General features: G+C 62.0%; 24 protein-coding genes. 15 read left to right on the forward strand and 9 right to left on the reverse strand.

From position 1 onward, the window contains the following. Positions 1-4: 4 nt before the first annotated feature. Positions 5-1,426 carry a cbb3-type cytochrome c oxidase subunit I gene (locus HKK57_RS24750; RefSeq protein ID WP_070996340.1) on the reverse strand — a complete coding sequence of 474 codons (1,422 nt, stop codon included), beginning with the start codon at positions 1,424-1,426 and terminating at the stop codon, positions 5-7. A 3-nt stretch (positions 1,427-1,429) separates the two neighbouring features. Next, complete coding sequence (locus tag HKK57_RS24755) at positions 1,430-1,870, reverse strand: c-type cytochrome (RefSeq protein WP_029294425.1); 441 nt, start codon at positions 1,868-1,870, stop codon at positions 1,430-1,432. Positions 1,871-2,336: 466 nt separating this feature from the next. Here HKK57_RS24755 and HKK57_RS24760 point away from each other — a divergent pair, with 466 nt between their 5' ends. Then, positions 2,337-3,587 carry a ribonucleotide-diphosphate reductase subunit beta gene (locus HKK57_RS24760; RefSeq protein ID WP_029294423.1) on the forward strand — a complete coding sequence of 417 codons (1,251 nt, stop codon included), beginning with the start codon at positions 2,337-2,339 and terminating at the stop codon, positions 3,585-3,587. A gap of 136 nt (positions 3,588-3,723) precedes the next feature. Here the strand turns inward: HKK57_RS24760 and HKK57_RS24765 are convergent, their stop codons facing one another. Together HKK57_RS24765 and HKK57_RS24770 are read right to left on the reverse strand one after the other, a co-directional pair. After that, complete coding sequence (locus HKK57_RS24765; protein WP_057441906.1) at positions 3,724-4,023, reverse strand: putative quinol monooxygenase; 300 nt, start codon at positions 4,021-4,023, stop codon at positions 3,724-3,726. An 83-nt stretch (positions 4,024-4,106) separates the two neighbouring features. Beyond that, positions 4,107-5,117: a zinc-binding alcohol dehydrogenase family protein gene (locus tag HKK57_RS24770; protein ID WP_029295136.1), complete on the reverse strand. Its 1,011-nt coding sequence runs from the start codon at positions 5,115-5,117 to the stop codon at positions 4,107-4,109. Between the two features lie 112 nt (positions 5,118-5,229). Between HKK57_RS24770 and HKK57_RS24775 the strand changes: the two genes are divergently transcribed. Both HKK57_RS24775 and HKK57_RS24780 read left to right on the forward strand, forming a co-directional pair. Continuing rightward, positions 5,230-6,120, forward strand: coding sequence for a LysR family transcriptional regulator (locus HKK57_RS24775; protein WP_070994943.1), 891 nt, complete (start codon positions 5,230-5,232; stop codon positions 6,118-6,120). Between the two features lie 36 nt (positions 6,121-6,156). Continuing rightward, positions 6,157-6,645, forward strand: a complete 489-nt coding sequence (locus HKK57_RS24780) for a DUF1289 domain-containing protein (RefSeq protein WP_029295134.1) — start codon at positions 6,157-6,159, stop codon at positions 6,643-6,645. An 80-nt stretch (positions 6,646-6,725) separates the two neighbouring features. On the opposite strand, the gene mdeB is transcribed toward HKK57_RS24780, so the two are convergent. Then, positions 6,726-9,404, reverse strand: a complete 2,679-nt coding sequence (gene mdeB, locus HKK57_RS24785) for an alpha-ketoglutarate dehydrogenase (RefSeq protein ID WP_169390990.1) — start codon at positions 9,402-9,404, stop codon at positions 6,726-6,728. 192 nt (positions 9,405-9,596) lie between these two features. Here mdeB and HKK57_RS24790 point away from each other — a divergent pair, with 192 nt between their 5' ends. Next, on the forward strand, positions 9,597-10,535 hold the full coding sequence (locus tag HKK57_RS24790) for a class I SAM-dependent methyltransferase (RefSeq protein ID WP_169390991.1): 939 nt from the start codon (positions 9,597-9,599) through the stop codon (positions 10,533-10,535). 150 nt (positions 10,536-10,685) lie between these two features. Then, complete coding sequence (gene pcsA / locus HKK57_RS24795) at positions 10,686-11,408, forward strand: phosphatidylcholine synthase (protein ID WP_029295130.1); 723 nt, start codon at positions 10,686-10,688, stop codon at positions 11,406-11,408. Between the two features lie 124 nt (positions 11,409-11,532). On the opposite strand, the gene HKK57_RS24800 is transcribed toward pcsA, so the two are convergent. Continuing rightward, positions 11,533-12,318: a sulfite exporter TauE/SafE family protein gene (locus HKK57_RS24800; RefSeq protein ID WP_029295128.1), complete on the reverse strand. Its 786-nt coding sequence runs from the start codon at positions 12,316-12,318 to the stop codon at positions 11,533-11,535. 203 nt (positions 12,319-12,521) lie between these two features. On the opposite strand from HKK57_RS24800, the gene HKK57_RS24805 reads away from it, so the two are divergent. From HKK57_RS24805 to HKK57_RS24830, 6 genes are all read left to right on the forward strand, one after another. Then, complete coding sequence (locus HKK57_RS24805; RefSeq protein ID WP_169390992.1) at positions 12,522-13,043, forward strand: DUF3455 domain-containing protein; 522 nt, start codon at positions 12,522-12,524, stop codon at positions 13,041-13,043. Positions 13,044-13,133: 90 nt separating this feature from the next. Beyond that, positions 13,134-13,673, forward strand: coding sequence for a sigma-70 family RNA polymerase sigma factor (locus HKK57_RS24810; protein ID WP_169390993.1), 540 nt, complete (start codon positions 13,134-13,136; stop codon positions 13,671-13,673). Continuing rightward, positions 13,670-14,362: an anti-sigma factor gene (locus HKK57_RS24815; RefSeq protein WP_169390994.1), complete on the forward strand. Its 693-nt coding sequence runs from the start codon at positions 13,670-13,672 to the stop codon at positions 14,360-14,362. Before HKK57_RS24810 ends, HKK57_RS24815 begins: the two co-directional genes overlap by 4 nt. A gap of 84 nt (positions 14,363-14,446) precedes the next feature. Continuing rightward, a complete protein-coding gene (locus tag HKK57_RS24820; protein WP_070994948.1) occupies positions 14,447-15,004 on the forward strand; it encodes a UPF0149 family protein in 558 nt (185 codons plus the stop codon). A gap of 102 nt (positions 15,005-15,106) precedes the next feature. Next, the gene (locus tag HKK57_RS24825; protein WP_029295119.1) at positions 15,107-16,363 is read left to right on the forward strand and encodes a 3-phosphoshikimate 1-carboxyvinyltransferase; all 1,257 of its coding nucleotides are present in this window, start codon (positions 15,107-15,109) and stop codon (positions 16,361-16,363) included. 32 nt (positions 16,364-16,395) lie between these two features. Beyond that, complete coding sequence (locus HKK57_RS24830; protein WP_029295118.1) at positions 16,396-16,785, forward strand: hypothetical protein; 390 nt, start codon at positions 16,396-16,398, stop codon at positions 16,783-16,785. Positions 16,786-16,828: 43 nt separating this feature from the next. Here HKK57_RS24830 and HKK57_RS24835 read toward each other — a convergent pair whose 3' ends face one another. The 3 genes from HKK57_RS24835 to HKK57_RS24845 form a co-directional block, all read right to left on the reverse strand. After that, positions 16,829-17,050, reverse strand: a complete 222-nt coding sequence (locus HKK57_RS24835) for a hypothetical protein (protein ID WP_029295115.1) — start codon at positions 17,048-17,050, stop codon at positions 16,829-16,831. 183 nt (positions 17,051-17,233) lie between these two features. Further along, positions 17,234-17,914, reverse strand: coding sequence for a GNAT family N-acetyltransferase (locus HKK57_RS24840; RefSeq protein ID WP_169390995.1), 681 nt, complete (start codon positions 17,912-17,914; stop codon positions 17,234-17,236). A gap of 28 nt (positions 17,915-17,942) precedes the next feature. Continuing rightward, positions 17,943-18,848, reverse strand: coding sequence for a LysR family transcriptional regulator (locus tag HKK57_RS24845; protein ID WP_154908067.1), 906 nt, complete (start codon positions 18,846-18,848; stop codon positions 17,943-17,945). 119 nt (positions 18,849-18,967) lie between these two features. On the opposite strand from HKK57_RS24845, the gene HKK57_RS24850 reads away from it, so the two are divergent. From HKK57_RS24850 to HKK57_RS24865, 4 genes are all read left to right on the forward strand, one after another. Continuing rightward, complete coding sequence (locus HKK57_RS24850; protein WP_169390996.1) at positions 18,968-20,188, forward strand: MFS transporter; 1,221 nt, start codon at positions 18,968-18,970, stop codon at positions 20,186-20,188. Between the two features lie 54 nt (positions 20,189-20,242). Continuing rightward, positions 20,243-20,953 carry a FadR/GntR family transcriptional regulator gene (locus tag HKK57_RS24855; protein WP_029295107.1) on the forward strand — a complete coding sequence of 237 codons (711 nt, stop codon included), beginning with the start codon at positions 20,243-20,245 and terminating at the stop codon, positions 20,951-20,953. Positions 20,954-21,063: 110 nt separating this feature from the next. Next, complete coding sequence (gene lhgO, locus HKK57_RS24860) at positions 21,064-22,257, forward strand: L-2-hydroxyglutarate oxidase (protein WP_029295105.1); 1,194 nt, start codon at positions 21,064-21,066, stop codon at positions 22,255-22,257. A gap of 172 nt (positions 22,258-22,429) precedes the next feature. Then, the gene (locus tag HKK57_RS24865) at positions 22,430-23,758 is read left to right on the forward strand and encodes an MFS transporter (RefSeq protein WP_169390997.1); all 1,329 of its coding nucleotides are present in this window, start codon (positions 22,430-22,432) and stop codon (positions 23,756-23,758) included. The last annotated feature ends 34 nt before the right edge of the window (positions 23,759-23,792 follow it).

The following is a 23,792-nucleotide window of genomic DNA, read 5'->3' on the forward strand; positions in this document are numbered from 1 at the left end:
CCGCTCACGCAGTCACGGGGACGGCAGAGTCCAAGCCCTTGCCCCGCTGCCGGAAGCTCCACAGGTAGCAGAGCAGGCCAAGCAGGAACACCACGCCACTGGCCAGTCGGGCCCAGAACAATACGGTCAGGTGGTCCATGGTGGCCATGAACGGCAGTGCCACACCGTCTACCTGCCAGCGCTGCAACCAGACTTGCACGGCACCGGCCGCCGTCAGGAACAGGGTGATCATCACCATCGACAGAACCATCATCCAGAAGCCCCAGATCTCCAAGGTCTGCGAGCGTGCATCCGGCGCTTCACCGATACCGCGCAGGCGGGGCATGGCGTAGCTGATCAAGGTCATGACGATCATGGCGTAGGCGCCGAAGAACGCCAGGTGGCCGTGGGCGGCGGTCAATTGGGTGCCGTGGGTGTAGAAGTTGACCGGTGCCAGGGTGTGCAGGAAGCCCCAGACCCCGGCGCCGAAGAACGCCGTGACCGTGGTGCCCTTGGCCCACAACGTGGCCGCCCGGTTCGGGTGCTGGCGCCGGCGCTGTTTGACCATGGTGAAGGCAAACATCACCATCGCCAGGAATGGCAGCGGCTCCAGGGCCGAGAAGATCGAGCCGACCCACAACCACACCTCGGGCGCGCCGATCCAGAAGAAGTGGTGACCGGTGCCGATGATCCCGGTGATCAGGGCCATGGCGATGATCACGTACAGCCATTTCTCCACGACCTCACGGTCGACACCGGTGACTTTGATCAGTACGAAAGCCAGCATCGAGCCCATGATCAGCTCCCACACGCCTTCGACCCAAAGATGCACCACCCACCACCAGTAGAACTTGTCCCGTGCCAGGTTGCCGGGGTTGTAGAACGAGAACAGGAAGAACACCGCCAGGCCGATCAGCCCGGTCATCATCACCATGCTCACCGTGGTCTTGCGACCTTTGAGCAGGGTCATGCCGATGTTGTACAAAAAGCCCAGGCACACGACCACGATGCCCATCTTGGTGATGGTCGGTTGTTCCAGGAACTCACGGCCCATGGTCGGCAGCAGTTCGTTGTGGGTCAGCTTGGCCAGGGCCGCATAGGGCACCAGCAAGTAGCCGAGGATGGTCAACACCCCCGCCACGGCAAACACCCAGAACAGCAGGATTGCCAGCTTGGGGCTGTGCAACTCGCGGTCGGCTTCTTCCGGCACCAGGTAGTAAGCGGCGCCCATGAAGCCGAACAGCAGCCAGACGATCAGCAGGTTGGTGTGGACCATGCGGGCCACGTTGAAGGGGATCAACGGGAACAGAAAGTCGCCGACCACGTATTGCAGGCCCATGATCAAACCGAACAGCACCTGGCCCAGGAACAGGATCAGGGCGAACACAAAGTAGGGTTTGGCCACGGCCTGGGATTGGAATTTCAGATATGGATTGACGGTACGCATCCCTCAGCCCTCCTTGTTTGGCGGCCAGCCGTTGGTGTTGATCTTCGAGCTCCACTTGAGGAACTCGGCCATATCGTCCACCTCTTGGTCGCTGAGGTTGAATTGCGGCATCGCGCGCCGGCCGGGAACGCCCAACGGTTGCATCTTCATCCAGGCATGCAGGAACGGCTTGAACGCCTCCTCGCCGCCACGGCGGTTGAACACGTTGCCCAGTTCCGGCGCAAAGTACGCGCCCTCGCCCAGCAGAGTGTGGCAGCCGACACAGTTGTTGCGCTCCCAGACGCCCTTGCCGCGCACCACTGATTCGGTGAGTAGCTCCTGATTGCTGCGAGAGGGAAAGGTTTGTTCGGTGTGGTAGGTCAGGGCCAGGAATATCAGGAAGAAGAACACGCTTCCTCCGAAGTAGATATTCCTGGCCATGCCCTTGGTGAAGGTCTCTGACATGGTCGCTTCCTCATTGCTTGGCGGGGACCATGATAGGAAGCCGGGGGGTAAAAGCTGCTTGATGGCGATCAAGAAATGCCGATGGTTTTGGTCGGGTATTGGGTGGGCGGTTGGCTACAGATGGTTTTTTTGCATGATCGCTCAAGCCTACGCCCCCTGTGTGCGGGCTTGCTCGCGAAAGCGGTGGTTCAGTCAGCCATCTCCGGAGGCTGGTGAACCGCTATCGCAGGCAAGCCAGCTCCCACATTGACCTTAGGCGCCCCGTCCAGCCACCCAGGCGTTATGGCTGAACCTACGCCAGGCAGTGACCGAAAACCGCATATCTTGTGCGTTGACCATATTTCCTACACACCATATAGTGTGCCCACCCAGGAAGCCGACCACTACATAGTGTGCGAAGCCGGTAACTATCGAATTTTCTGGACGGTTTCATACGCCGTCAGAACAGACCAGGAAGGAGTATTTCATGCTGAGTTGGGATGAAGTCGACAACGAAGACACCGGCACCGCCGTGATCCGCGGCGCCAACGCCGGCCACGCCACCGAAGCCAACATGGACCGCCTCGACGGTGCCGGCGCTGCCGCTGCCATCGAAGCCCGCGCCGTGACCGCCAATGACTCCGCCGCTATCGTGCGGGCCAAGGCTGCCCTGGACAAACTCGACGTTGCCGAAGGCCTGGCCGAGCTCGAAGGCGCTTCCGCCCGTGTCGCTGTCGACGAAAAGCGCATGATCAACTGCCGCGCCGACCTCAACCAACTCGTGCCGTTCAAGTACGACTGGGCCTGGCAGAAGTACCTCGACGGCTGCGCCAACCACTGGATGCCGCAAGAGGTCAACATGACCGCCGACATCGCCCTGTGGAAAAACCCCGAAGGCCTGACCGACGACGAACGTCGCATCGTGATGCGCAACCTGGGCTTCTTCTCCACCGCCGATTCGCTGGTGGCCAACAACCTGGTGCTGGCCGTGTACCGCCTGATCACCAACCCGGAGTGCCGCCAGTACATCCTGCGCCAGGCCTTCGAAGAGGCGATCCACACCCACGCCTACCAGTACTGCATCGAATCGCTGGCCATGGATGAAGGCGAGATCTTCAACATGTACCACGAGATCCCATCGGTCGCTAAAAAAGCCGCCTGGGGCCTGAAGTACACCCGTTCGATCTCCGATCCGAAGTTCGAAACCGGCACCGTCGACACCGACAAGGAACTGCTGCGCAACCTGGTCGCCTACTATTGCGTGCTGGAAGGCATCTTCTTCTACTGCGGCTTCACCCAGATCCTGTCCATGGGCCGTCGCAACAAAATGACCGGCGTGGCCGAGCAGTTCCAGTACATCCTGCGCGATGAGTCGATGCACCTGAACTTCGGCATCGATGTGATCAACCAGATCAAAATCGAAAACCCACACCTGTGGGATACCGAGATGAAGGAAGAAGCGACCCAGATGATCCTGCAAGGGACCCAACTGGAGATCGAATACGCACGCGACACCATGCCGCGCGGCGTGCTGGGCATGAACGCAGCGATGATGGAGGACTACCTCAAGTTCATCGCCAACCGTCGTCTGTCGCAGATCGGCTTGAAGGAAGAATACCCAGGCACCACCAACCCGTTCCCGTGGATGAGCGAAATCATGGACTTGAAGAAAGAGAAGAACTTCTTCGAGACCCGCGTGATCGAGTATCAGACTGGCGGGGCGTTGAGCTGGGATTGATCGCCCCACACTTTTTGTAGGAGCGAGCTTGCTCGCGAAGATCGTCAACGATAACCCAGGCCCCCCGGATAAACGCGGCGCCTAGGCGTTTTTTCGCGAGCAAGCTCGCTCCTACAATCAGTTGCGGTGTACGGCGTCAGTTGGACACTTGCTCAAGGAAGATCAGTTTGAGCGGTTCCTGGAGCAAGTCGTCTGCCGTGGCGGCAAAGCGCTGGAAGTACGGCATCGCAAAATGCGCATCGAGGGCCGCCTGGTTCTTGAACGCTTCACGCATATAGAACGTGCCGGGCTCGTCACGCAGTTCGAACAGCACGTAGTCCAGGTTGCCTGGCTCGGTGCGGGTCGGTTCGACCAAGGCCAGCAGGCCGGCCTTGAGCGCTTGTTCCTGGCCCGGTTTGGCCTTGAGTACGGCGATGGATATCAACGGTTTGGTCATGCTGGCGACTCCATTGGTAGGTTGGCTGGCGCAGCCGGCAAGCATTACGCACAGCGATAAGCCCAGGGCTTTGATCAGGGTGTTCATTGGAAATCTTCAAGCACAATCTTGCCCCGCGCCTTGCCGCTTTCCACCAGGGCATGGGCGCTGCGCATGTTGGCCGCGTTGATCGCACCAAAATGCGCGCCGAGGGTGGTGTGCAACACCCCCTGGTCAATCAGTTGGGCCACGCGGTTGAGCAGATGGTGTTGCTGGATCATGTCCGCCGTTTCAAACAGCGAGCGGGTGAACATCAGTTCCCAGTGCAAGGACAGGGATTTGAGCTTGAGTGGCATGACATCCAGGCTGGCCGGATCGTCGATCAACCCCAGCCGCCCTTGGGGGCGCAGCACTTCTACCAGTTGCGGCAGATACTCCTCGGTATGGGTGAGGCTGGCGACATGGCTGACCCCATCAACCCCCAGTGCCTTGAGCTGGGCGAGCATGGGCCGGCGATGGTCGATCACGTGATGGGCTCCCATGCGCTGGACCCACTCGATGGTCTCGGGCCGCGAGGCGGTGCCGATCACGGTCATGCGGGTGAGTTGGCGGGCCAGTTGCACCAGGATCGAACCCACCCCACCAGCGGCACCGACCACCAACAGCACCTCGCCCTCACCGCCGCCTTCGGTCACGCCAAGGCGATCGAACAGCAACTCCCAGGCAGTGATCGAAGTCAGCGGCAAGGCGGCGGCGTGGGCCGCATCCACTGTGCGCGGCCGGTGACCGACGATGCGCTCATCAACCACCTGGAACTCGCTGTAGCTGCCGGAACGGATCAAGGAGCCTGCGTAGTACACCGCGTCGCCCGGTTTGAACAGGGTGACGTCGGCGCCCACCTGGCGCACGATGCCCGCCGCATCCCAACCGAGGATTTTCGGCTCCTTGGCGAAAGTGCCGGCGCGCACCTTGGTATCGACCGGGTTGACCGCCACGGCCTGCACTTCTACCAGCAGGTCCCGGGGGCCTGGCTGGGGAGCATCGATGTTCACGTCGATCAGCGAGCGCGGGTCGTCAATGGGCAGGCCATGTTGGGTAAAGGAGATTGCTTTCATGGGAACTCACGGTTGATGAGGGGCGATGGCCCTCGATGGCTTATATCTTTACCGTTCCCAGCGCGAAGAAAAATCGACAAAATGCAGCAACACTTTCATCCCTGGAGTGAAAATGATCCGCATCGATGATCTTGGGCTGTTCCTGCGCAGCGCCGCCCTGGGCAGCTTCACCGCCGCCGCGGTTGAGGCCAATCTGTTGCCGGGGCAAGTCGCCGCAGCCATCAAGCGCCTGGAGCGGGAACTGCAGGTGCGCCTGTTTACCCGCACCACCCGCAGCCTGCGGTTGAGTGCCGAGGGCGAACAGTACCTGCCCACCGCCCGTGGCGTGCTGGAGCAGTTGGCCCTGGGCCGCGAACGCTTGCGCGGCGATGACGCGCCGCTGCAGGGCACATTGCAGGTCGCCGCGCCTTCGGACCTGGGGCGCAATATCCTGCTGCCGATGCTCACCGAGTTCCGCCGCCTACACCCTGAGCTGACCTTGCGCTTGCTGGTATCGGATCAGGTCACCAACCTGTTTCGCGACCCGGTGGACGTGGCCCTGCGCTATGGCTGGAACGAGGATGCCAACTACATCGCCCTGCCCTTGGCGCCCTGGAATCGCCGGGTGCTGGTGGCATCGCCCGATTACGTGGCGCGCCACGGTGCCCCCGCATCGGTCAACGACCTGACCCGCCACCCGTGCCTGCTGTACCTGCAAAACGGCCGTCTGCATGACCGCTGGGAACTGGGTGAGCAGACCGTGCAGGTTGCCGGCCCCTTGTTCAGTGACGACGCCGACGTGGTGCGGCGCTGGGCGGTGGCGGGTGAAGGCATCGCCTACAAATGCTGGCTGGACGTGTACGCCGATGTGCAGGCCGAGCGTTTGGTGGTGCTGTTGCCCGAGGTTCCCGGTGATGTGTACCCCTTGAGTTTCGCCTGCCCCCACCGTGGGCAGATGTCACGGGCAGTCACCCAGTTGTATCAGTGGTTGAACCAGCAGTTCAGCGCCCTGGAGCGCCGATGAACCCTTTTGTCGTGGATTAGGAAAGACGCGGTTTTTATGCCAAATCAAACCATCAAGACGCCGTGCGTCGGCCTGTGCTCCACCGTGTATGGCGACCTGGTGTGCCGTGGCTGCAAGCGTTATCACCATGAAGTCATTCAGTGGAACGGTTATAGCGCCGAGGAAAAACAAGCGGTCTGGCTACGCCTCGAACAGTTGCTGGTGCAGGTCATGGCCAGCAAGCTGCAAGTGCTGGATGCCCCGCGCCTGCGCCAGCAGTTGGAAGCGCGCAAGATCCGCTTTATGCCGCACCAGTCACCTTACTGCTGGGCCTATCAGTTGATTGCCCGCGGTGCGCGGGTGATTTCCAGGCTCGATGCCTATGGCCTGGCGCTGCTGCCGGAGTTTCGTGAGCGGCACCTGGCGGATTTGCGGGATGCGATTGATCGGGAGTTTTTCCTGTTGTCGGAGGCGCATTACCAGCGCTACATCGCGCCGCAGTTTTTGCATGAGGCATTTGGGCCGGCGTTGATTGCCACGCTCTAGAACACACCGAAAAACCCTGTGGGAGCGGGCTTGTGTGGGAGCCAGCTCCCACACAAGCCCGCTCCTACAGTGAGTCCTCGTCAGTGGGTCCAGGACGCCCCGCGCTCGGTGTGCAGGCCGTAGCGGTCGATAGCCTGCTGGCACACCTGCGCCTGCAGGCTGCCTTGTTCCACCAGGGCCGCCAGCGCGGCAAGGACGATGTGGTGGCGGTCTACCTCAAAGAAGTCGCGTAACGCCGCACGGGTGTCGCTACGCCCGAACCCATCAGTCCCCAGCACGGTATAGCTCGACCCCAGGTACGAGCCGATCATCTGTGGCACTGCGCGCACGTAGTCCGACACCGCAACCACTGGCGCGCCTGGTGGCAGGCAGGTCGCCAGGTGGCTGTGCCGTGGGCTTTGCAGCGGATGCAGGCGATTATGGCGCTCCACCTCCCGCGCTTCGCGGGCCAGTTCGCTGAAACTGGTCACGCTGAACACCTCGCTGTCGATCTGCCAATCGTCAGCCAGTAACTGCGCGGCAGCCTGGGCCTCGCGCACCAGGGTGCCCGAGCCGAGCAGGCGCACCTTGGCGCCGGCATTGCCGTCGAGGCGGTACATGCCCTTGATGATCGCGGCTTCGACGCCCGCCGGCAGGCTCGGCTGCGGGTAGTTTTCGTTCATCAGGGTCACGTAGTAGAACTCGTCGACGTCGTGCTCAAGCATCTGGCGCATGCCGTGGTCGAGAATCACCGCAAACTCGCCGGCGAATGCCGGGTCGTAGGCGCGGCAGTTGGGCACGGTCGCAGCCATCAAGTGGCTGCTGCCGTCCTGGTGCTGCAAGCCCTCGCCCCCCAAGGTGGTACGCCCCGCCGTGGCACCGAGCAGAAAGCCGCGGGCGCGCTGGTCGGCGGCGGCCCAGATCAGGTCGCCCACGCGCTGGAAACCGAACATCGAGTAGTAGATGTAGAACGGCAGCATGCGCAAGCCATGCACCGAATAACTGGTGGCCGCCGCGACCCAGGAGCTGATCGCGCTGGCCTCGCTGATGCCTTCTTCCAGGATTTGCCCGTCGGTGGCTTCGCGATAGCTGAGGATCGAACCGATATCTTCCGGCTCGTAGCGCTGGCCGACGCTGGAATAAATACCGATCTGCTTGAACAGGTTGGCCATACCAAACGTGCGCGCCTCGTCGGCGACAATCGGTACGATCCGCGGGCCCAGGGCCTTGTCCTTGAGCAGGTTGCTGAGCATGCGCACAAAGGCCATGGTGGTGGACATTTCCTTGCCTTCGGCCTGGGTGGCGAAACCGGCGTAGCCACTCACGGGCGGAACGGGTACCGGCTCGGCGCTCTGGCTGCGGCTGGGCACATAGCCGCCGAGCACGGCACGGCGCTGGTGCAGGTAGCGCATCTCCAGGCTGTCGGCGGCGGGTTTGTAGAAGCTCAGGGATTCGGTCTGCTCGTCGGTCAAGGGCAACTGGAAGCGGTTGCGAAAGCCGATCAACGCCTCGCGGTCGAGTTTTTTCTGCTGGTGGGTGGTCATCTTGCCCTGGCCGGCCTCGCCCATGCCGAAGCCTTTCTTGGTCTGGGCCAGGATCACCGTGGGGCGTCCCTTGACCCGCCGCGCAGCATGGTAGGCGGCATGGATTTTCAGCATGTCGTGGCCGCCGCGCTTGAGGCGGTCGATCTGCTCATCACTCAAGCCCGCCGCCAGCTTGGCCAGGGATTCACTCTGGCCGAAGAAATGCTCACGGTTGTAGGCACCGTCCTTGGCGGCAAAGGTCTGGAACTGCCCGTCCACGGTCTGGGACAAGGTGCGCACCAACGCACCGTCTTCATCCTTGGCCAGCAAGGCGTCCCAGTCCGAACCCCAGACCAGCTTGATGACGTTCCAGCCGGCACCGGCAAACAATGCTTCCAGTTCGTCGATGATTCGCCCGTTGCCGCGCACCGGGCCATCGAGGCGTTGCAGGTTGCAGTTGACCACCCAGGTCAGGTTGTCCAGGCCTTCGCGAGCGGCCAGGGTCAGGGCCGACATGCTTTCCGGCTCGTCCATCTCGCCGTCGCCAAACACGCCCCAGACGTGCCGGTCGGTGGTGTCCTGCAAGCCGCGATGGTGCAGGTAGCGCATAAAGCGCGCCTGGAAAATCGAGCTGATCGGGCCGATGCCCATGGAGCCGGTGGGAAACTGCCAGAAGTCCGGCATCAACCACGGGTGCGGATAGCTGGACAGGCCACGGGCGCCCGCCTTGACGGCGCCCAGTTCCTGGCGGTAATGGGCCAGGTCCTGCTCGCTCAAGCGGCCTTCAAGAAACGCCCGCGCATAGATGCCAGGCGCGGAATGGGGCTGGTAGAACACCAGGTCGCCGCCCTCGTTGTTGTGGCGCGCACGGAAGAAATGGTTGAAGCCCACTTCGAACAGGTCCGCCGCGCTGGCATAGCTGGCGATATGGCCGCCCAGTTCGCCATAAGCCTGATTGGCCCGCACCACCATGGCCAGGGCATTCCAACGAACCAGCGAGGCCAGGCGTTCTTCGGTGGCCAGGTCGCCAGGAAAGTGGGGCTGCTGATCCACGTCGATACTGTTGATGTACGGCGTGCCATGGCGCGGCTTCCAGCCGATGGCCGGGGTGTTGCCGGCGTCGGCCAGCATATCGAGGATCTCCCGCGCGCGCTCAGGACCGGCGTGGCGTACCAGGGATGCCAGGGCGTCGCGCCACTCGGTGAGCTCCTGCTGGTCAATGGCTGTTTGATTGACTGTCTTTACGAAACCGTTCATGGGCACCTCCGAGCTGTTTTTTCCAGTTTATGTCTGCCCAAAAGGATTTTTTGACTGTTCTGGATAGGTTGCCGGGCGATTTGCAGCACAAAATGCTTAAACACAGCCAATTAAAAGCACGTTGTGCTTCAACCACCTGAAACACCGCAATTGTGTTTAAAATGCCGCCCGTTTAATGATCGACGCTGCCCGATGACCCCTGACGCCCTCGCCCTGCTCCACACCCATTTGCTCGCCGCCCTGCGCGACGTACCTGCAGAAACCCGGCGCCTGTTCCACGGCCGGGGCCGCTGCTGGCCGGGCCTGGAACAACTGACTGTGGATTGGCTGCAAGGCGTGGTGCTGGTTGCTTTGTTCAAGGAGCCCGAAGCGGTGCAACTGGATGCCTTGCAGCAATTGCTGCGCAACCTCTGCACCAGCGACGAATGGCAGCAGGCCGGCGCCCACACCCTGGCGTTGCAACATCGCTATCTGCCGCAAAGCACCACCGAATGGTTGTGGGGGCAGATGGTCGAGGAGCTGACCATCACCGAAGGCGGCCTGCTGTATCGCATCGACCTGGGCAAAAAACAGAACAGTGGGCTGTTCCTGGATATGCGCTACGGCCGCAATTGGGTACGCGAACACGCCAGTGGCCTGCGGGTGCTGAACCTGTTTGCCTATACCTGCGGGTTTTCCGTGGCCGCCATCGAGGGCGGGGCCGAGCATGTGGTCAACCTGGATATGGCCCGTGGCGCCCTGAGCCGGGGCCGCGACAATCACCGGCTCAATGGCCATGACCTGGGCAAGGTGAGCTTTCTGGGGCACGACTTGTTCAAGTCCTGGGCCAAGGTCACCGGCAACGGTCCCTATGACTTGGTGATCATCGATCCGCCGTCCTTCCAGAAAGGCAGCTTCCTGTTGACCAAGGACTATCAGCGCGTACTGCGCCGCCTGCCAGATTTGCTGACGCCCCAGGGCACAGTATTGGCCTGCATGAACGACCCGGCGTTTGGCGAAGACTTCCTGATCGAAGGCGTGACCCGCGAAGCGCCGGGGCTGCGCTTTGAGCAGCGCCTGGCAAACCCGCCGGAATTTCCCGATGTCGACCCGCAAAGCGGCTTGAAGGCCCTGGTGTTCCGTCAGGGCTGATGCCGAATCCGTCAACGCTTGCTACGCTAAACCTAACGCCGTGGTGGTGAACCTTATCCCCACCTTTCCGGTCGATACCTGCATCCCTTGGCCAGATTCGACGCTCAATCGCCGTCGGCTGCCGTGTTTCACCTTTTGGAGAACGCCCCTGTGATATCGACCCTGCATGTAGCCAGACTCAAAGCCTGGGGCGCCCATGGTTTTACCGCCACCGGCGTGGTGCTGGCCTTCCTCGCGACGCTGGCGCTGCTGGAGAACCAACCCAAGGCCTGCCTGCTGTGGCTGGGCCTGGCATTGATTGTAGATGGCGTGGATGGGTCGCTGGCGCGACGGGTCAATGTGCAGACCGTGCTGCCAAGCTTTGATGGCTCGGTGCTGGACCTGGTGATCGACTACCTGACGTATGTGTTTATCCCGGCGCTGTTTATCTACCGCTACATCGACCTGCCGGACTTCACCCACCTGTTCACCGTCTCGGTGATCCTGGTGTCGTCGCTGTTCTGCTTCTGCAACGTCAACATGAAGAGCAAGGACAACTACTTCCAGGGCTTCCCCGCTGCCTGGAACGTGGTGGCGCTGTGTGTCTACATCATTGACCCGGACGCCTGGATCACCCTGGCCACGGTGATTGGCCTGGCGCTGCTGACAGTGACCCCGATGAAGTTCCTGCACCCCTTCCGGGTCAAGCGCTTCATGCCGATCAACATTGCGGTGACCACGGTGTGGCTGCTGTGCAGCCTGTTGCTGGTGATCGACCAGCCGTATACCAACAAGCTGACCATGGGCTTGTGGTTGTTGATGTCGGCGTACTTCCTGGGGATTTGTATCTGGCGCACGGCGGTGGAGTGGTTGGATAAATCGCGTAAGGCATAAGGCTTATCGTGGCAAGCGGACTTGTTGTGGGAAGCGGGCTTGTTGTGGCGAGCGGGCTTGCCCCGCGCTGGGCTGCGCAGCAGCCCCCTCTCCACAAAAGCACCACTGCCACAGTATGCCGCAGTCAGAACGCCAGCTTGAAACCAATCAACCCCAGCATCACCGCCAGGCACGGGCGCAACAGTTCATCCGGCACCCGGCCTGACATATGGCTGCCAACGTAGATCCCCGGCAGCGACCCCATCAGCAAGAACCCCAACAAATGCCAGTCCATGTTACCCATGCTCGCATGCCCTAGGCCTGCGACCAGGGTAAGCGGTACGGCGTGGGCGATTTCAGTGCCCACCAGGCGCTTGGTGGCCAGGAACGGGTACAGGATAAACAACGCCACGGTGCCCAGCGCGCCGGCACCGATGGAGGTCAGGGCGACCATGGTGCCGAGGATCGCGCCGGTGAAAACTGTCAGCCCGTTGAGGTTGCGCGGGCTCATATGGTAGTTGTCGCCCGCATGGTGCTGGGCAAAGGCCAACAGTTTTTTCTTGAACAGAATCGCCAGGGCCGTGAGCAGCAGTACCACGCCCAGGGCCTGCTTGATCACCTCGTTCATCGCGCTGGGGTCGGTGTGCAGACTCTTGAGGAACCACAGCGTCAACAATACTGCCGGCACGCTGCCCAGGGTCAGCCAGCCGGTGATGGTCCAGTCGATGTTCTTGTTCTTGCCATGCACCAGCACCCCACCGGACTTGGTGATGGCCGCATACAGCAAGTCGGTGCCCACCGCCGTGGCGGGGTTGATGCCGAACCACAACAGGATCGGGGTCATGAGCGACCCGCCACCCACGCCGGTCATGCCGACGATAAAACCAACGATCAGGCCTGCCACTACAAAACCAAAATTACCCACATCCATTACAACTACCTGCGGCCTTATAAAATTCTGGCGGCAGCATAGCGATTTTTCTTATAACGACTTATATCAATACGATCTGACTTTATTCCTTTTACGTCTCAGGGATTTATTTGTCGCGCCGTGCATCCAGTCAGCCGTGCCGTGAGTAGTACAGGTAGTAGCCATAACGCTGCTCTGCTGTTCACCCCTACGGAGAGACACCGATGAACACTAAACCCCTGCTCTGCCTGACCTGCCTGCTGCTCGCGGCGCCCGCGGCCTTTGCCCAGACCAGCCTGCCCGACAGCATCAAGGTGCCGGACGGCCACAAGGTGACCATGGAAACCATCGGTGTCGGCGAAATCACCTACGAGTGCCGCGACAAGGCCAACGCTGCCGGCCAGACCGAATGGGTCTTCGTCGGCCCCAAGGCAGTGCTCAATGATCGCAGCGGCAAGCAGGTCGGCACCTACTTCGGCCCGCCCGCCACCTGGCAGGCCAAGGACGGTTCGAAAGTCACCGGCACGCAATTGGCCGTGGCGCCGTCCAGCGCGGGCAACCTGCCCTATCAACTGGTCAAGGCCAACCCGGCCGAAGGCAAGGGTGCAATGAGCGGTGTCAGCTATATCCAGCGCGTCGCGCTCAAGGGTGGCGTGGCGCCAAGTGCCGAATGCAGTACCGCCAACAAAGGCCAGCAAGAAGTGGTGAAGTACCAGGCGGATTACATCTTCTGGGCGGCCAAATGATGCGCCTGGCAAAAAAAGTCGTCTAAGCTGCTGCGCTAGCACCCCGGCCAATCGCGGCCGGGGCTTGACCCTCAAAGGCGGCCCCACTCCTTGCCCGAACCTCTCTTTGACTATGAAGCCTGCCTGTTGGCCTGCGCCCGCGGCGAACAGCAAGCCTTGCGTCAGTTGTACGAACAGGATTGCGCCCGGCTGCTCGGCGTGGCCAAGCGCATTGCGCGGGATACGGCCCTGGCGGAGGACATCGTGCATGAGGCGTTTATCAATATCTGGAACGGCGCCAGCGGTTTCGACCCCCGTAGGGGTTCGGCCCGTGGCTGGGTGTATAGCGTGACCCGGCATCTGGCGCTCAACGTCATGCGCAAAAAGGGCCGCGAAGTTGCGCTCAGTGATGAGCATGAACAGACCTTGGCGGCTGACCCCAGCACCGAGCATTTCGAATACCGTGCCCGTAGCGGCAAGGTTTACCAGTGCCTGGAACACCTGGAACCGTCGCGTCGCAGTTGCATCCTGCATGCGTATGTCGACGGCCTGTCCCACAGTGAAATCGCACAGAAACTGGGCACCCCGCTGGGGACTGTCAAAGCCTGGATCAAACGCAGCCTCGCGGCATTGCGTGAGTGCATGGCATGACCCCCGAAGAATTGAACGACCTGGCCGGCGAATACGTATTGGGCACCCTGGCGGCCGAGCAACGCCTGAACGTGCAGCAACGCCTGGAACACGATGCGCCCTTGCGCGCGGCGGTGGAGGCCTGGGAACAGCGCTTGTTGCCGCTGACCGAGCTGGCCGAGCCGGTGGCGCCTTCACCCTACCTGTGGCGGCGCATTGAACGCAGCCTGGGCCATCACGCTGTGGGCGACACGCCGCCGGTGCCCTGGTGGAACCTGCTCGCGCTGTGGCGTGGCCTGGCCGGTGCAGGTTTATTGGCCAGTTTGGTGCTGGCTTCGCTGCTGCTGACCCGCCCCGCCGCCATCAACCCGACGGCCTACGTGGTGGTGCTGACGGCGCCACAAAGCCAGGCCCCAGGCTGGGTAATCCAGGCCAGCAACGATCAGCAAATCCAGTTGATCCCCCTGGGCGTCATGCAGATACCGGCGGACAAGGCACTGGAGTTCTGGACCAAGGGTGATGACTGGCAAGGCCCGGTTTCCCTCGGGCTGGTCAAGCCGGGGCAGAGCCTGTCGATCCCCCTGGACAAGCTGCCGCCGCTGGCGCCAAACCAGTTGTTCGAGATGACCCTGGAAGGCCCCAATGGCTCGCCGACCGGTAAGCCAACCGGGCCGATCCAGGCGATTGGCCGGGCGGTGAAGGTGATCTAGCACTGGATTAAAACGCCGACTCGCGCCATCCTCCGCGCTTTACGCCGCCTTATCTGCGGCGCTTGACGCTCAAAGGATATTTTCATGCACGACCCAGCCCTCGCCCCTGCCGATTTCGAGTTCATCGAAGACATTCTGCTCAAGTACGGCGACGACAACTCGGTACTGAACCTGGCCGAGTTCGATGGCTACTTCACCGCCCTGGTGTCCGGCCCGGCGCCGGTGGATGTTGCCATCTGGTTCCCGGCCATCTGGGGCGACCAGATCCCGGCATGGGAAAGCAAGGCCGAACTGGAGCAGTTCATCGACCTGTGCACACGTCATCTCACTGGCATCGCCCAGCAGTTGGCCAGTGATGCCCAGGGCTTTCAGGCGCGCTTCGAACAAACCGAACACCAGGGCCTGCCGCTAACCCTCGCCGAGGAATGGTGCTTTGGCTATATCCGTGGCGCCGCGATCAGCCAATGGCCAGCCCTGCCGACCGAGCAGGCAGCGCAGTTGGAAGCCATCTCCTGGTGCGCCGAGCAGGACAACTTCCAATTGCCGGCCGACCTGGATGTGGCCGCCCATCAACAACAGGTGGCCCGCATCGAACCGGCGGCCAGGGCCTTGCATGCCTATTGGTTGAGCCTGCGCGGTTAAACCTGCGCCATGATTTGACCCTAGCGTGCCGGATGGTCGATTATTCGTCTCCGCCAGCCGGCCACTCCCAGCCACCGCGCCTTGAATCAGGAGCCTTGTACCTTGAGTTCGCAGAAAACCGTGACCGTGACACCGCCCAACTTTCCATTGCACGGCAAGGTAGCGCCTCCCGGCTCCAAATCCATTACCAACCGCGCCCTGCTGCTGGCAGCCCTGGCCAAGGGCACCAGCCGCCTGAGCGGCGCGTTGAAAAGCGATGACACCCGGCATATGTCCGTGGCCTTGCGCCAGATGGGCGTGACCATCGATGAGCCGGATGACGTGACCTTTGTTGTCACCGGCCATGGCAAGCTGCAGTTGCCGGCGCAACCGCTGTTCCTCGGCAACGCCGGCACCGCGATGCGCTTTCTCACAGCCGCCGTGGCGACCGTGGAAGGCACCGTGGTACTGGACGGCGACGAGTACATGCAAAAGCGCCCCATCGGCCCGCTACTGACGACCCTGAACCACAATGGCATCAAGGTTGAAAGCCCCACCGGCTGCCCGCCTGTGACCGTGCACGGCACTGGCCGCGTGCAGGCCAAGCGCTTCGAGATCGATGGCGGCCTGTCCAGCCAATACGTCTCGGCACTGCTGATGCTTGCCGCCTGTGGCGAAGCGCCGATCGAAGTGGCGTTGACCGGCAAAGACATCGGTGCCCGTGGTTACGTCGACCTGACCCTGGACTGCATGCGCGCCTTTGGCGCCCAGGTGGACGTGGTCAACGACAGCACCTGGCGCGTGGCCCCTACCGGCTACATCGCCCATGATTACCTGATCGAACCCGACGCGTCTGCCGCCACCTACTTGTGGGCTGCCGAAGTGCTGACCGGCGGCAACATCGACCTAGGCGTCGCCGCACAGGATTTCACCCAACCCGACGCCAAGGCCCAGGCCGTGATCGCGCAATTCCCGCAGATGCCGGCCACGGTGGTCGGCTCGCAGATGCAGGACGCCATCCCGACCCTGGCGGTGCTGGCGGCGTTCAACAACACCCCGGTGCGCTTCACCGAACTGGCCAACCTGCGCGTCAAGGAATGCGACCGCGTCCAGGCCCTGCATGACGGCCTCAACGAGATCCGCCCAGGCCTGGCGACCATTATCGGTGATGACTTGCTGGTGGCCAGCGATCCAGCGCTGGCGGGCACGGCCTGCACCGCGCTGATCGACACCCACGCCGACCACCGCATCGCCATGTGCTTTGCCCTGGCGGGCCTGAAAGTCTCGGGCATCCGGATCCAGGACCCGGACTGCGTGGGCAAGACCTATCCTGAGTACTGGAACGCCCTGGGCAGCCTGGGCGTGCAACTGACCTACTGAGCCGTCAGCACCAGCGTGGGGAGGGAGTGATCATGACAATTCGCCAACCCTGCCCACCTGCTGTGTGTGATTGCGCGCGCGAGCAATTGCTCGATGCGCCCGGTACCGACCAGCGCATCCTGCAATTGACCCGCCAGGAAGAAAAAAAACTGCTCGAACGCCTGGAAAACCTGCAAAGCCTGGCAGACCTGGAACGCATGCAACACTTGATGCACCAGCAATTGGGCATCCGCGTGCACATCGCCCCAGGGCATACCGAAGTCAAAAGCATGCGCGGGATCCAGATCGTGATCGATGAACTGCCGGGGCTGTGCCGCAAGACGCGGCAGTCGATTCCGGCAGCGATTCGCAAAGGGCTGGAGAAACGGCCGGAGATTGCGTACCGGTTGCTCGATGCCCATGACTTGTTTCGAGAAAACTAGGCCTGCCACCGGATAAACCGGTGACGGGAGTCAAATGCATGATTTACCAAGTATAACTGCCGCCACCCGGCGTTTTAAATGTAAATGCATTTTGCTTGGCAGCGTCTTGCCCCTCGTTATTGTTCGCCGATTGCTCGTTTTCTAATTTGTGTTTTTGAACATTATCCAACGTCTCCAGCCTTGCATCGAATGCAGTGGGTTTTTGCTGTGAGGTATCGATGGTGGGGGCAAGTATTCCTGGGGTATTGGCGGAAATCGAAAACATGTTTTTCTCCATTGGTAATAGTTTCACCAACCTCGGCGGCATCTCTACTGCAGCTTGTGCGGGCTGGTCACCAGTAGTGGCCGATAAACAAAAACAGTTCCTATATATCCGGGCGCGCTCTGTTAATTGCCATTGAGTCCAGTGCCTACCGCAACTGAGGACATCTATGCAAAGAGCAGAAAGTTACTCCTGCCGGACTTGTACAAATAGTTGGGCCTTGCGGGTCATCTGGTCGAAATGCCGGTCGCGCTGTTTCTCGGCATCGATCATCGCGCGCTTGCCGTGTTTCTGTAGCAGGTAGGTGTGGATTTGCCGCACTTCCAGCGAGCTATAGATCGATGCCACATCCAACACGCCCATCAGGCCATCGGTGCTGTAGTCGCGTGTATTCATCAACACCTGAGTCCCGCGCACGCCGCGCACCTGGAAGCCCATGGATTCAAAGGCCGGGACTTTTTCCACGGTGCAGGTCAATTCGCCATGGGGGTAACGGCTGAGCATCTCATCCATCATCGCCCGCGCCACGCCCTGGCGGCGGTGGCTGGCATGCACGGCCATATAGGCCACGCCGCAGGCCTCGGGATCGTCCTTGACCGGCAGGTATAGCAAGAAGCCGATGACCTTGGCCGGATCCTGCTCATCCGTCGCCACAATCAGCTCGACCGCAATGCCCTTGGCCCCAGCCAGCGCCTCCAGGTACAGGTGCACTTCGTAGCCGATTGCATACTGGTAGATGTTGTACAGCAGGTTGCTCGGCGGTAAGGCGACCGAGCTGATATCGGTCAGGTAGTCGACCACCATCTGCAAGATCTGGCTGTTGACGGGCTCGGGGCATGGGCTGGTGTAGTGGGTAAGGGTGAACATCGAATTCCTGTTTCCTGGTATTTCGCAATCAAGGCAGCGGGGATTGTACCTGTTCTGCGCCACATACCTGGCGCAAACAGCCGCGCAACCAACGATGCGCGAGGTCGGCATCCAGCCGTGGATGCCAGAGCATCGCCACGCTGAACGGCGGCACCTCGACCGGCAGGGCAAAGCTGAACAGGCCCTCACGCAGGCCGCTGGTATAGCGCTCGGGAACGCTGGCGATCAGGTCGGTCCGTTGCGCCAGGGCCACGGCCGTAGAGAACCCGGTGACGATGGTTGCCACGTCTCGCGTCAGGTCCAAGGCCTCAAGTGCGTGGTCGATCTGCCCACGTTCGCGCCCGCGCCGAGACACGTAGATATGCCGGCCGGCGGCGTAGCGCGCGGTGGTGATGGGACCTTGGCTTAACGGGTGGCCGGCGCGCACCACACCGATAAAGCGGTCGCGAAACAGCAACTGGGTGAGGACTTCGGGGTGGGCGCTGCTATCGACGACGCCGGTTTCCAGGTCCACGCTGCTGTCGCGCAGCGGCGCACCGGGCTTATGCACAAAGTGCAGGCGCACGCCGGGTGCCTGCTCAGCCACATGGGCGATCAGCGCAGGACCGAAACTTTCGACGAACCCTTCGCTGGTGCGCAGCACGAAGGTCCGCACCAGGCCCTTGAGGTCCAGGACCTGCAGCGGACGCAGCAGCGCTTCGGCCTCCTGCACCAGTTGGCCGACCCGTTCGCGCAGTTCCAGGGCCCGGGGCGTCGGCACCAGGCCGCGTCCGGCACGCACCAGCAGCGGATCGCCGGTGGTTTCACGTAGCCGTGCCAACGCACGGCTCATGGCTGAGGGGCTCAGGCCCAGGCGTTGGGCGGCACGGGCGACGCTGCCTTCGGCCAACAGCACGTCCAGGGTGATCAGCAGGTTGAAGTCAGGCAGCGACACGGCGGCAATCCTTATCAGGCGTTTGACGCACATATAGAGTGCAACTGATGCGTCTTCCGCCATGTTAGGCGACACCCTAGAGTGCGGGCAACGACCACGGTGCAGAACAAGGAAACCCCATGACATCCCCTCCCCCACGCGGCGCGCTCGCCGGTTTGTCGCTGTGCATGCTCTTGGCGTCGCTGGGCACCAGCATTGCCAATGTCGGCCTGCCGCAAATGGCCGAGGCCTTTGCGGCAGGCTTTGCGGCGGTGCAGTGGGTGGTGCTGAGCTATTTGCTGGCAATCACCGCTGTGCTGGTGAGTGTCGGTCGCCTCGGGGATCGCTTCGGCCATCGCCGCCTGCTGTTGGCCGGCGTGCTGGTCTTCGCGGTGGCCTGTGCTCTGTGCAGTGCCGCGCCCTCCCTTGGCGTACTGGTCGCGGCGCGGGCGCTGCAAGGGTTTGGCGCGGCGATCATGCTGGCAATGACCATGGCACTGGTCGCGGCCACCGTCCCCAAAGCGCAGACCGGTCGCGTCATGGGTTTGCTGGGGACGCTGTCGGCGGTGGGCACTGGCCTGGGCCCGGCCATCGGCGGCGCACTGATTGCGGCGTCTGGCTGGCGTGCGCTGTTTCTGGTGATGCTGCCGTTGGCCGCCCTCGCCTTTGTGCTGGTGCAACGCACACAGGCCGACAGAGACCCGCAACCAGCAGGTGCGGGCCGCTTGAGTGTCTTCGCGACACTCCATGACCGGGCCCTGGGCGCCGGGCTGGGCATGAGTACGCTGGTGGCCGCGGTGATGATGACCACCCTGGTCGCCGGGCCGTTTTACCTGAGCCATGGCATAGGACTCGATCCCGCGCAGATGGGCCTGGCGATGGCGGTAGGTCCGTGTATCGCGGCGCTGGCGGGCATACCGGCCGGGCGCCTGACCGACCGCTGCGGCAGCTACGCCACCACGCTGGGCGGCCTGCTGTGCATGCTGGCCGGCTGCCTGGTGCTGGCGTTGATGCCTTTGGGCGTCACGGGTTACATCGGTGCGCTGGGGATCCTCACCTTGGGCTACGCGCAATTCCAGGCGGCCAACAACACGGCGGTAATGGGCAATGTGCCGGCGGATCGACGCGGGACGATTGCCGGCTGGCTAAACCTGTCGCGCAACCTGGGCTTGATTGTCGGCGCGTGGGCGCTGGGAGCGGTGTTTGCCTGGGGCATGGGCGATGTCCATGCGGCGCTGCCTGCCGCGGTTGGCCGAGGGTTTCGCCTAGCGTTCTGGGTCGCCTCGGGGCTGGTCGCACTGGCTCTGCTGCTGGCCTGCGCGCGCCGGGTAAAAACGCTGCAGGCCAGCACAGCGCCTTGACAAGGGAAAATCGTAACAGCTATTGTCTGACAACCTGATCACCTAGGTTTTGCCATGCTTGAGCTCCAGCGTCCAGATTCCCTCGTCGTGCGTGTAGTCAGCGCCATACGGGCCGAGATTGACTCCGGACAACTGGCGCCCGAGTCGCGCCTGCCGACCGAGCAGCAACTGGCCGAACAGTTGAATGTCAGCCGCTCGGTGGTGCGCGAGGCGATTGCCCAGCTCAAGGCCGATGGCGTACTGACCGCCCGGCGTGGCCTGGGCTCGTTTATTTCGCAGACCCCGGCCGGTACGGTGTTCCGCTTTCCAGAAAAGAACGGCCGGCGCCCTGACCTCGCGCAAATGTTCGAAGTGCGCTTGTGGATCGAAACCCAGGCAGCCTCAATTGCCGCCCAACGCCGTGACGCAGGCGACCTGCAGCGCATGAAGCGGGCCCTGCAGGAAATGCACGACAAGCGCGCAGACTTTGAAGCCGCTGCCCTCGCCGACGTGGAGTTTCACCGGGCCATCGCCGACGCCAGCAAAAACGAATACTTCGTCGCCTTCCACGACTTTCTGCGCAGCCAGTTGGCCAGCGCGCGCAAGACCGCCTGGGAAAACTCGGCCTCGCGCTTTGCCAGCGGCTCGGCCGATGCCACCCAGGAACACCAGGCGCTGTACCAGGCCATTGTCGACGCCGACCCACAAGGCGCCGCCGCTGCCGCCGAAGCGCATTTGCGTGCTGCCGCCAAACGCCTGCAACTGGAGCTGCCCGCGACCCACTGATCGACCCATACCGATAAAGCGTGCCTGCGGGCGCGCCGTTTTTTTAACAAAAACATTAGTCTGACAACCTGATAAGCAGACTGAAATGTATTGATTTAGGTAGCCCCCACATGATTTATGACTTTTGCATCATCGGCGGCGGCATTGTCGGCCTGGCCACCGCGATGGAGCTGCTCAAGCGCCAGCCCAACGCATCACTGGTGATCCTGGAAAAGGAACCGGTGCTGGCCAAGCACCAGACCGGCCATAACAGCGGCGTGATCCATGCCGGCATCTACTACGCACCCGGCAGCCTCAAGGCCGACCTGTGCAAGCGCGGCGCCGAGGCCACCAAACAGTTCTGCCGCGAACATGGGATCAAGTTCGAGGTGTGCGGCAAGTTACTGGTGGCCTCCACGGCCCTGGAAGTGCAGCGCATGGAAGCGCTGTATGCGCGCTCGCAACTCAACGGGATGAAAGTCGAACGCCTGGACGCCGAGCAACTGCGCGCCCGCGAGCCGAATATCGTCGGCCTGGGCGGGTTGTTCCTCGATGCCACCGGGATCGTCGACTACCGCCAGGTCTGCGAAACCATGGCCGAAGTGATTCGTCGCAAGGGCGGTGAGATCTGCCTGGAAAAAACCGTCACCGCGATTGCCGAAGACACCGACAAAGTCACCGTCAACACCCTCGATGGCGCCTGGCAGGCACGGCACCTGGTGGTGTGCGCCGGCCTGCAATCGGACCGCCTGGCGACCCTGGCCGGGATTGATATCGACCACCAGATCATCCCGTTCCGTGGCGAGTATTTCCGCTTGCCAGCGTCGAAGAACAACATCGTCAACCACTTGATCTACCCGATCCCCGACCCTGAGCTGCCGTTCCTGGGGGTGCACCTGACCCGCATGATCGATGGCAGCGTCACCGTCGGCCCCAATGCCGTATTGGGCCTGGGTCGGGAAAACTACAAGAAGTTTTCCGTCAACTGGAAGGATGTGGCCGAGTACGCGCGCTTCCCCGGCTTCTGGAAAACCATCTGGCAGAACCTCGGCTCCGGCAGCGTGGAAATGAAGAACTCGTTGTTCAAGTCCGGCTACCTGGAGCAGTGCCGCAAGTATTGCCCATCCCTGGAACTCGACGATCTGCTGCCCTACGAAGCCGGGATCCGCGCCCAGGCGGTGATGCGCGACGGCACTTTGGTACATGACTTTCTGTTCGCCCAGACGCCGCGCATGTTGCACGTGTGCAACGCGCCGTCACCGGCGGCCACCTCTGCCATTCCGATTGGCGAAATGATCGCCGACCGCATGTTCACCCCCAACTGAATACCCCCTGTGGGAGCTGTCTCGCCCCGCGAGGCTGCGATGACGGCGGCACAGGCAAGAAAAATATCGCCTGACCCACCGCTATCGAAGCCTCGCCAAGGCTCGACAGCTCCCACAGTTGAACGCGTTCGCAACACCCTAATAAATATAATGACTGAGAAGGAAGTAAAGCATGACGGCAAAAGCCCATAACCCCGCCACGGTGGAAACCCCGGCACAAACCAAGAAACGCCTGCGCAAGGTCGCTGCCGCCACCATCTTCGGCTCGATGCTGGAGTGGTATGACTTCTACCTCTACGCGACCATGGCGGCGATTGTCTTTTCAAAGATCTTCTTTGATAACAGTGACCCGAAGACCGCGACCCTGATGGCGTTTTCCACCTTCGCCATCGGTTTTATCGCCCGCCCCTTCGGCGGCATTCTGTTCGGCTACCTGGGCGATAAGTTCGGCCGCAAACATGTGCTGGTGCTGACATTCTGCATGATGGGCGTGTGCACCACGCTGATCGGCCTGATCCCCAGCTACGCCTCGATTGGCATCTGGGCGCCGATCATTCTGGTGTTTATCCGCATCATCCAGGGCCTGGGCGCCGGCGCCGAGTTGTCGGGCGCAGCGGTCACTTCCTACGAGCATGCTTCAGAAGGCAAGCGCGGCAGCCAGGGTGCCTGGCCGGCGCTGGGCTTGAACCTCGGCCTGCTGCTGTCATCGCTGACCGTGTACCTGCTGACCATCAATGGCAATGAGTTCCTGCTGGCCGGCGGCTGGCGTATCCCGTTTATCTGCAGCATCGCCCTGGTGGGTGTGGGCCTGTGGGTACGTAACAGCATCCCGGAAACCCCGGAGTTCAAAGAGTTGAGCCAGGAGCCGGCCAAGGCCAAGGTTTCGCCGCTCAAGGCGCTGTTCAAGAACGACCTCAAGGGCCTGGCGGTGGTGTTCTTCGTGGCTATTGGCTACAACGCCCTGAGCTACATCTTCAAGACCTTCTCCCTGGCCTACCTCACCCAGTTCAAGGGTGTCGACGTGCATGTCACGTCGCTGTCGGTGACCATTGCCAGCCTGGTCGCCATTGTCGCCGTGCCTTGCTTCGGCTGGCTGTGTGACAAATGGAGCAGCAAAACGGTACTGGTGCTGGGTGGCGTGCTGTCGCTGCTGTTCGCCTACCCGTTCCTGGCGCTGCTGAACACCGGTGAAAGCCTGATGATCTACCTGGCCATCGGGATCGGCACCGGGATCCTCGCGCCGATGATGTTCGCCCCCCAAGGTTCGTTCCTCAGCCGCCAGTTCCCGACCCAGACTCGCTCTTCGGGCTTTGGTACCGGGCGTGAAATCGGTACGGCCATCGCCGGTGGCTTGGCGCCGCTGGGTGCCTTGTCGATGGTGGCCGCTTCGACCACGCACTCGACGGACGGTGTGGTGATCATCCTCGCTATCGCCTCGGTGCTGGTGGTGGTGTTTGCCCTGTGTGACCAGGGCCGCAAGCACTCGGCATTCAAGAACTGAGGGCAAAATGTTGCCCAAGGGGTGCATCTGCGCC

This window comes from Pseudomonas sp. ADAK21 (assembly GCF_012935735.1).
Lineage (GTDB): Bacteria > Pseudomonadota > Gammaproteobacteria > Pseudomonadales > Pseudomonadaceae > Aquipseudomonas > Aquipseudomonas proteolytica.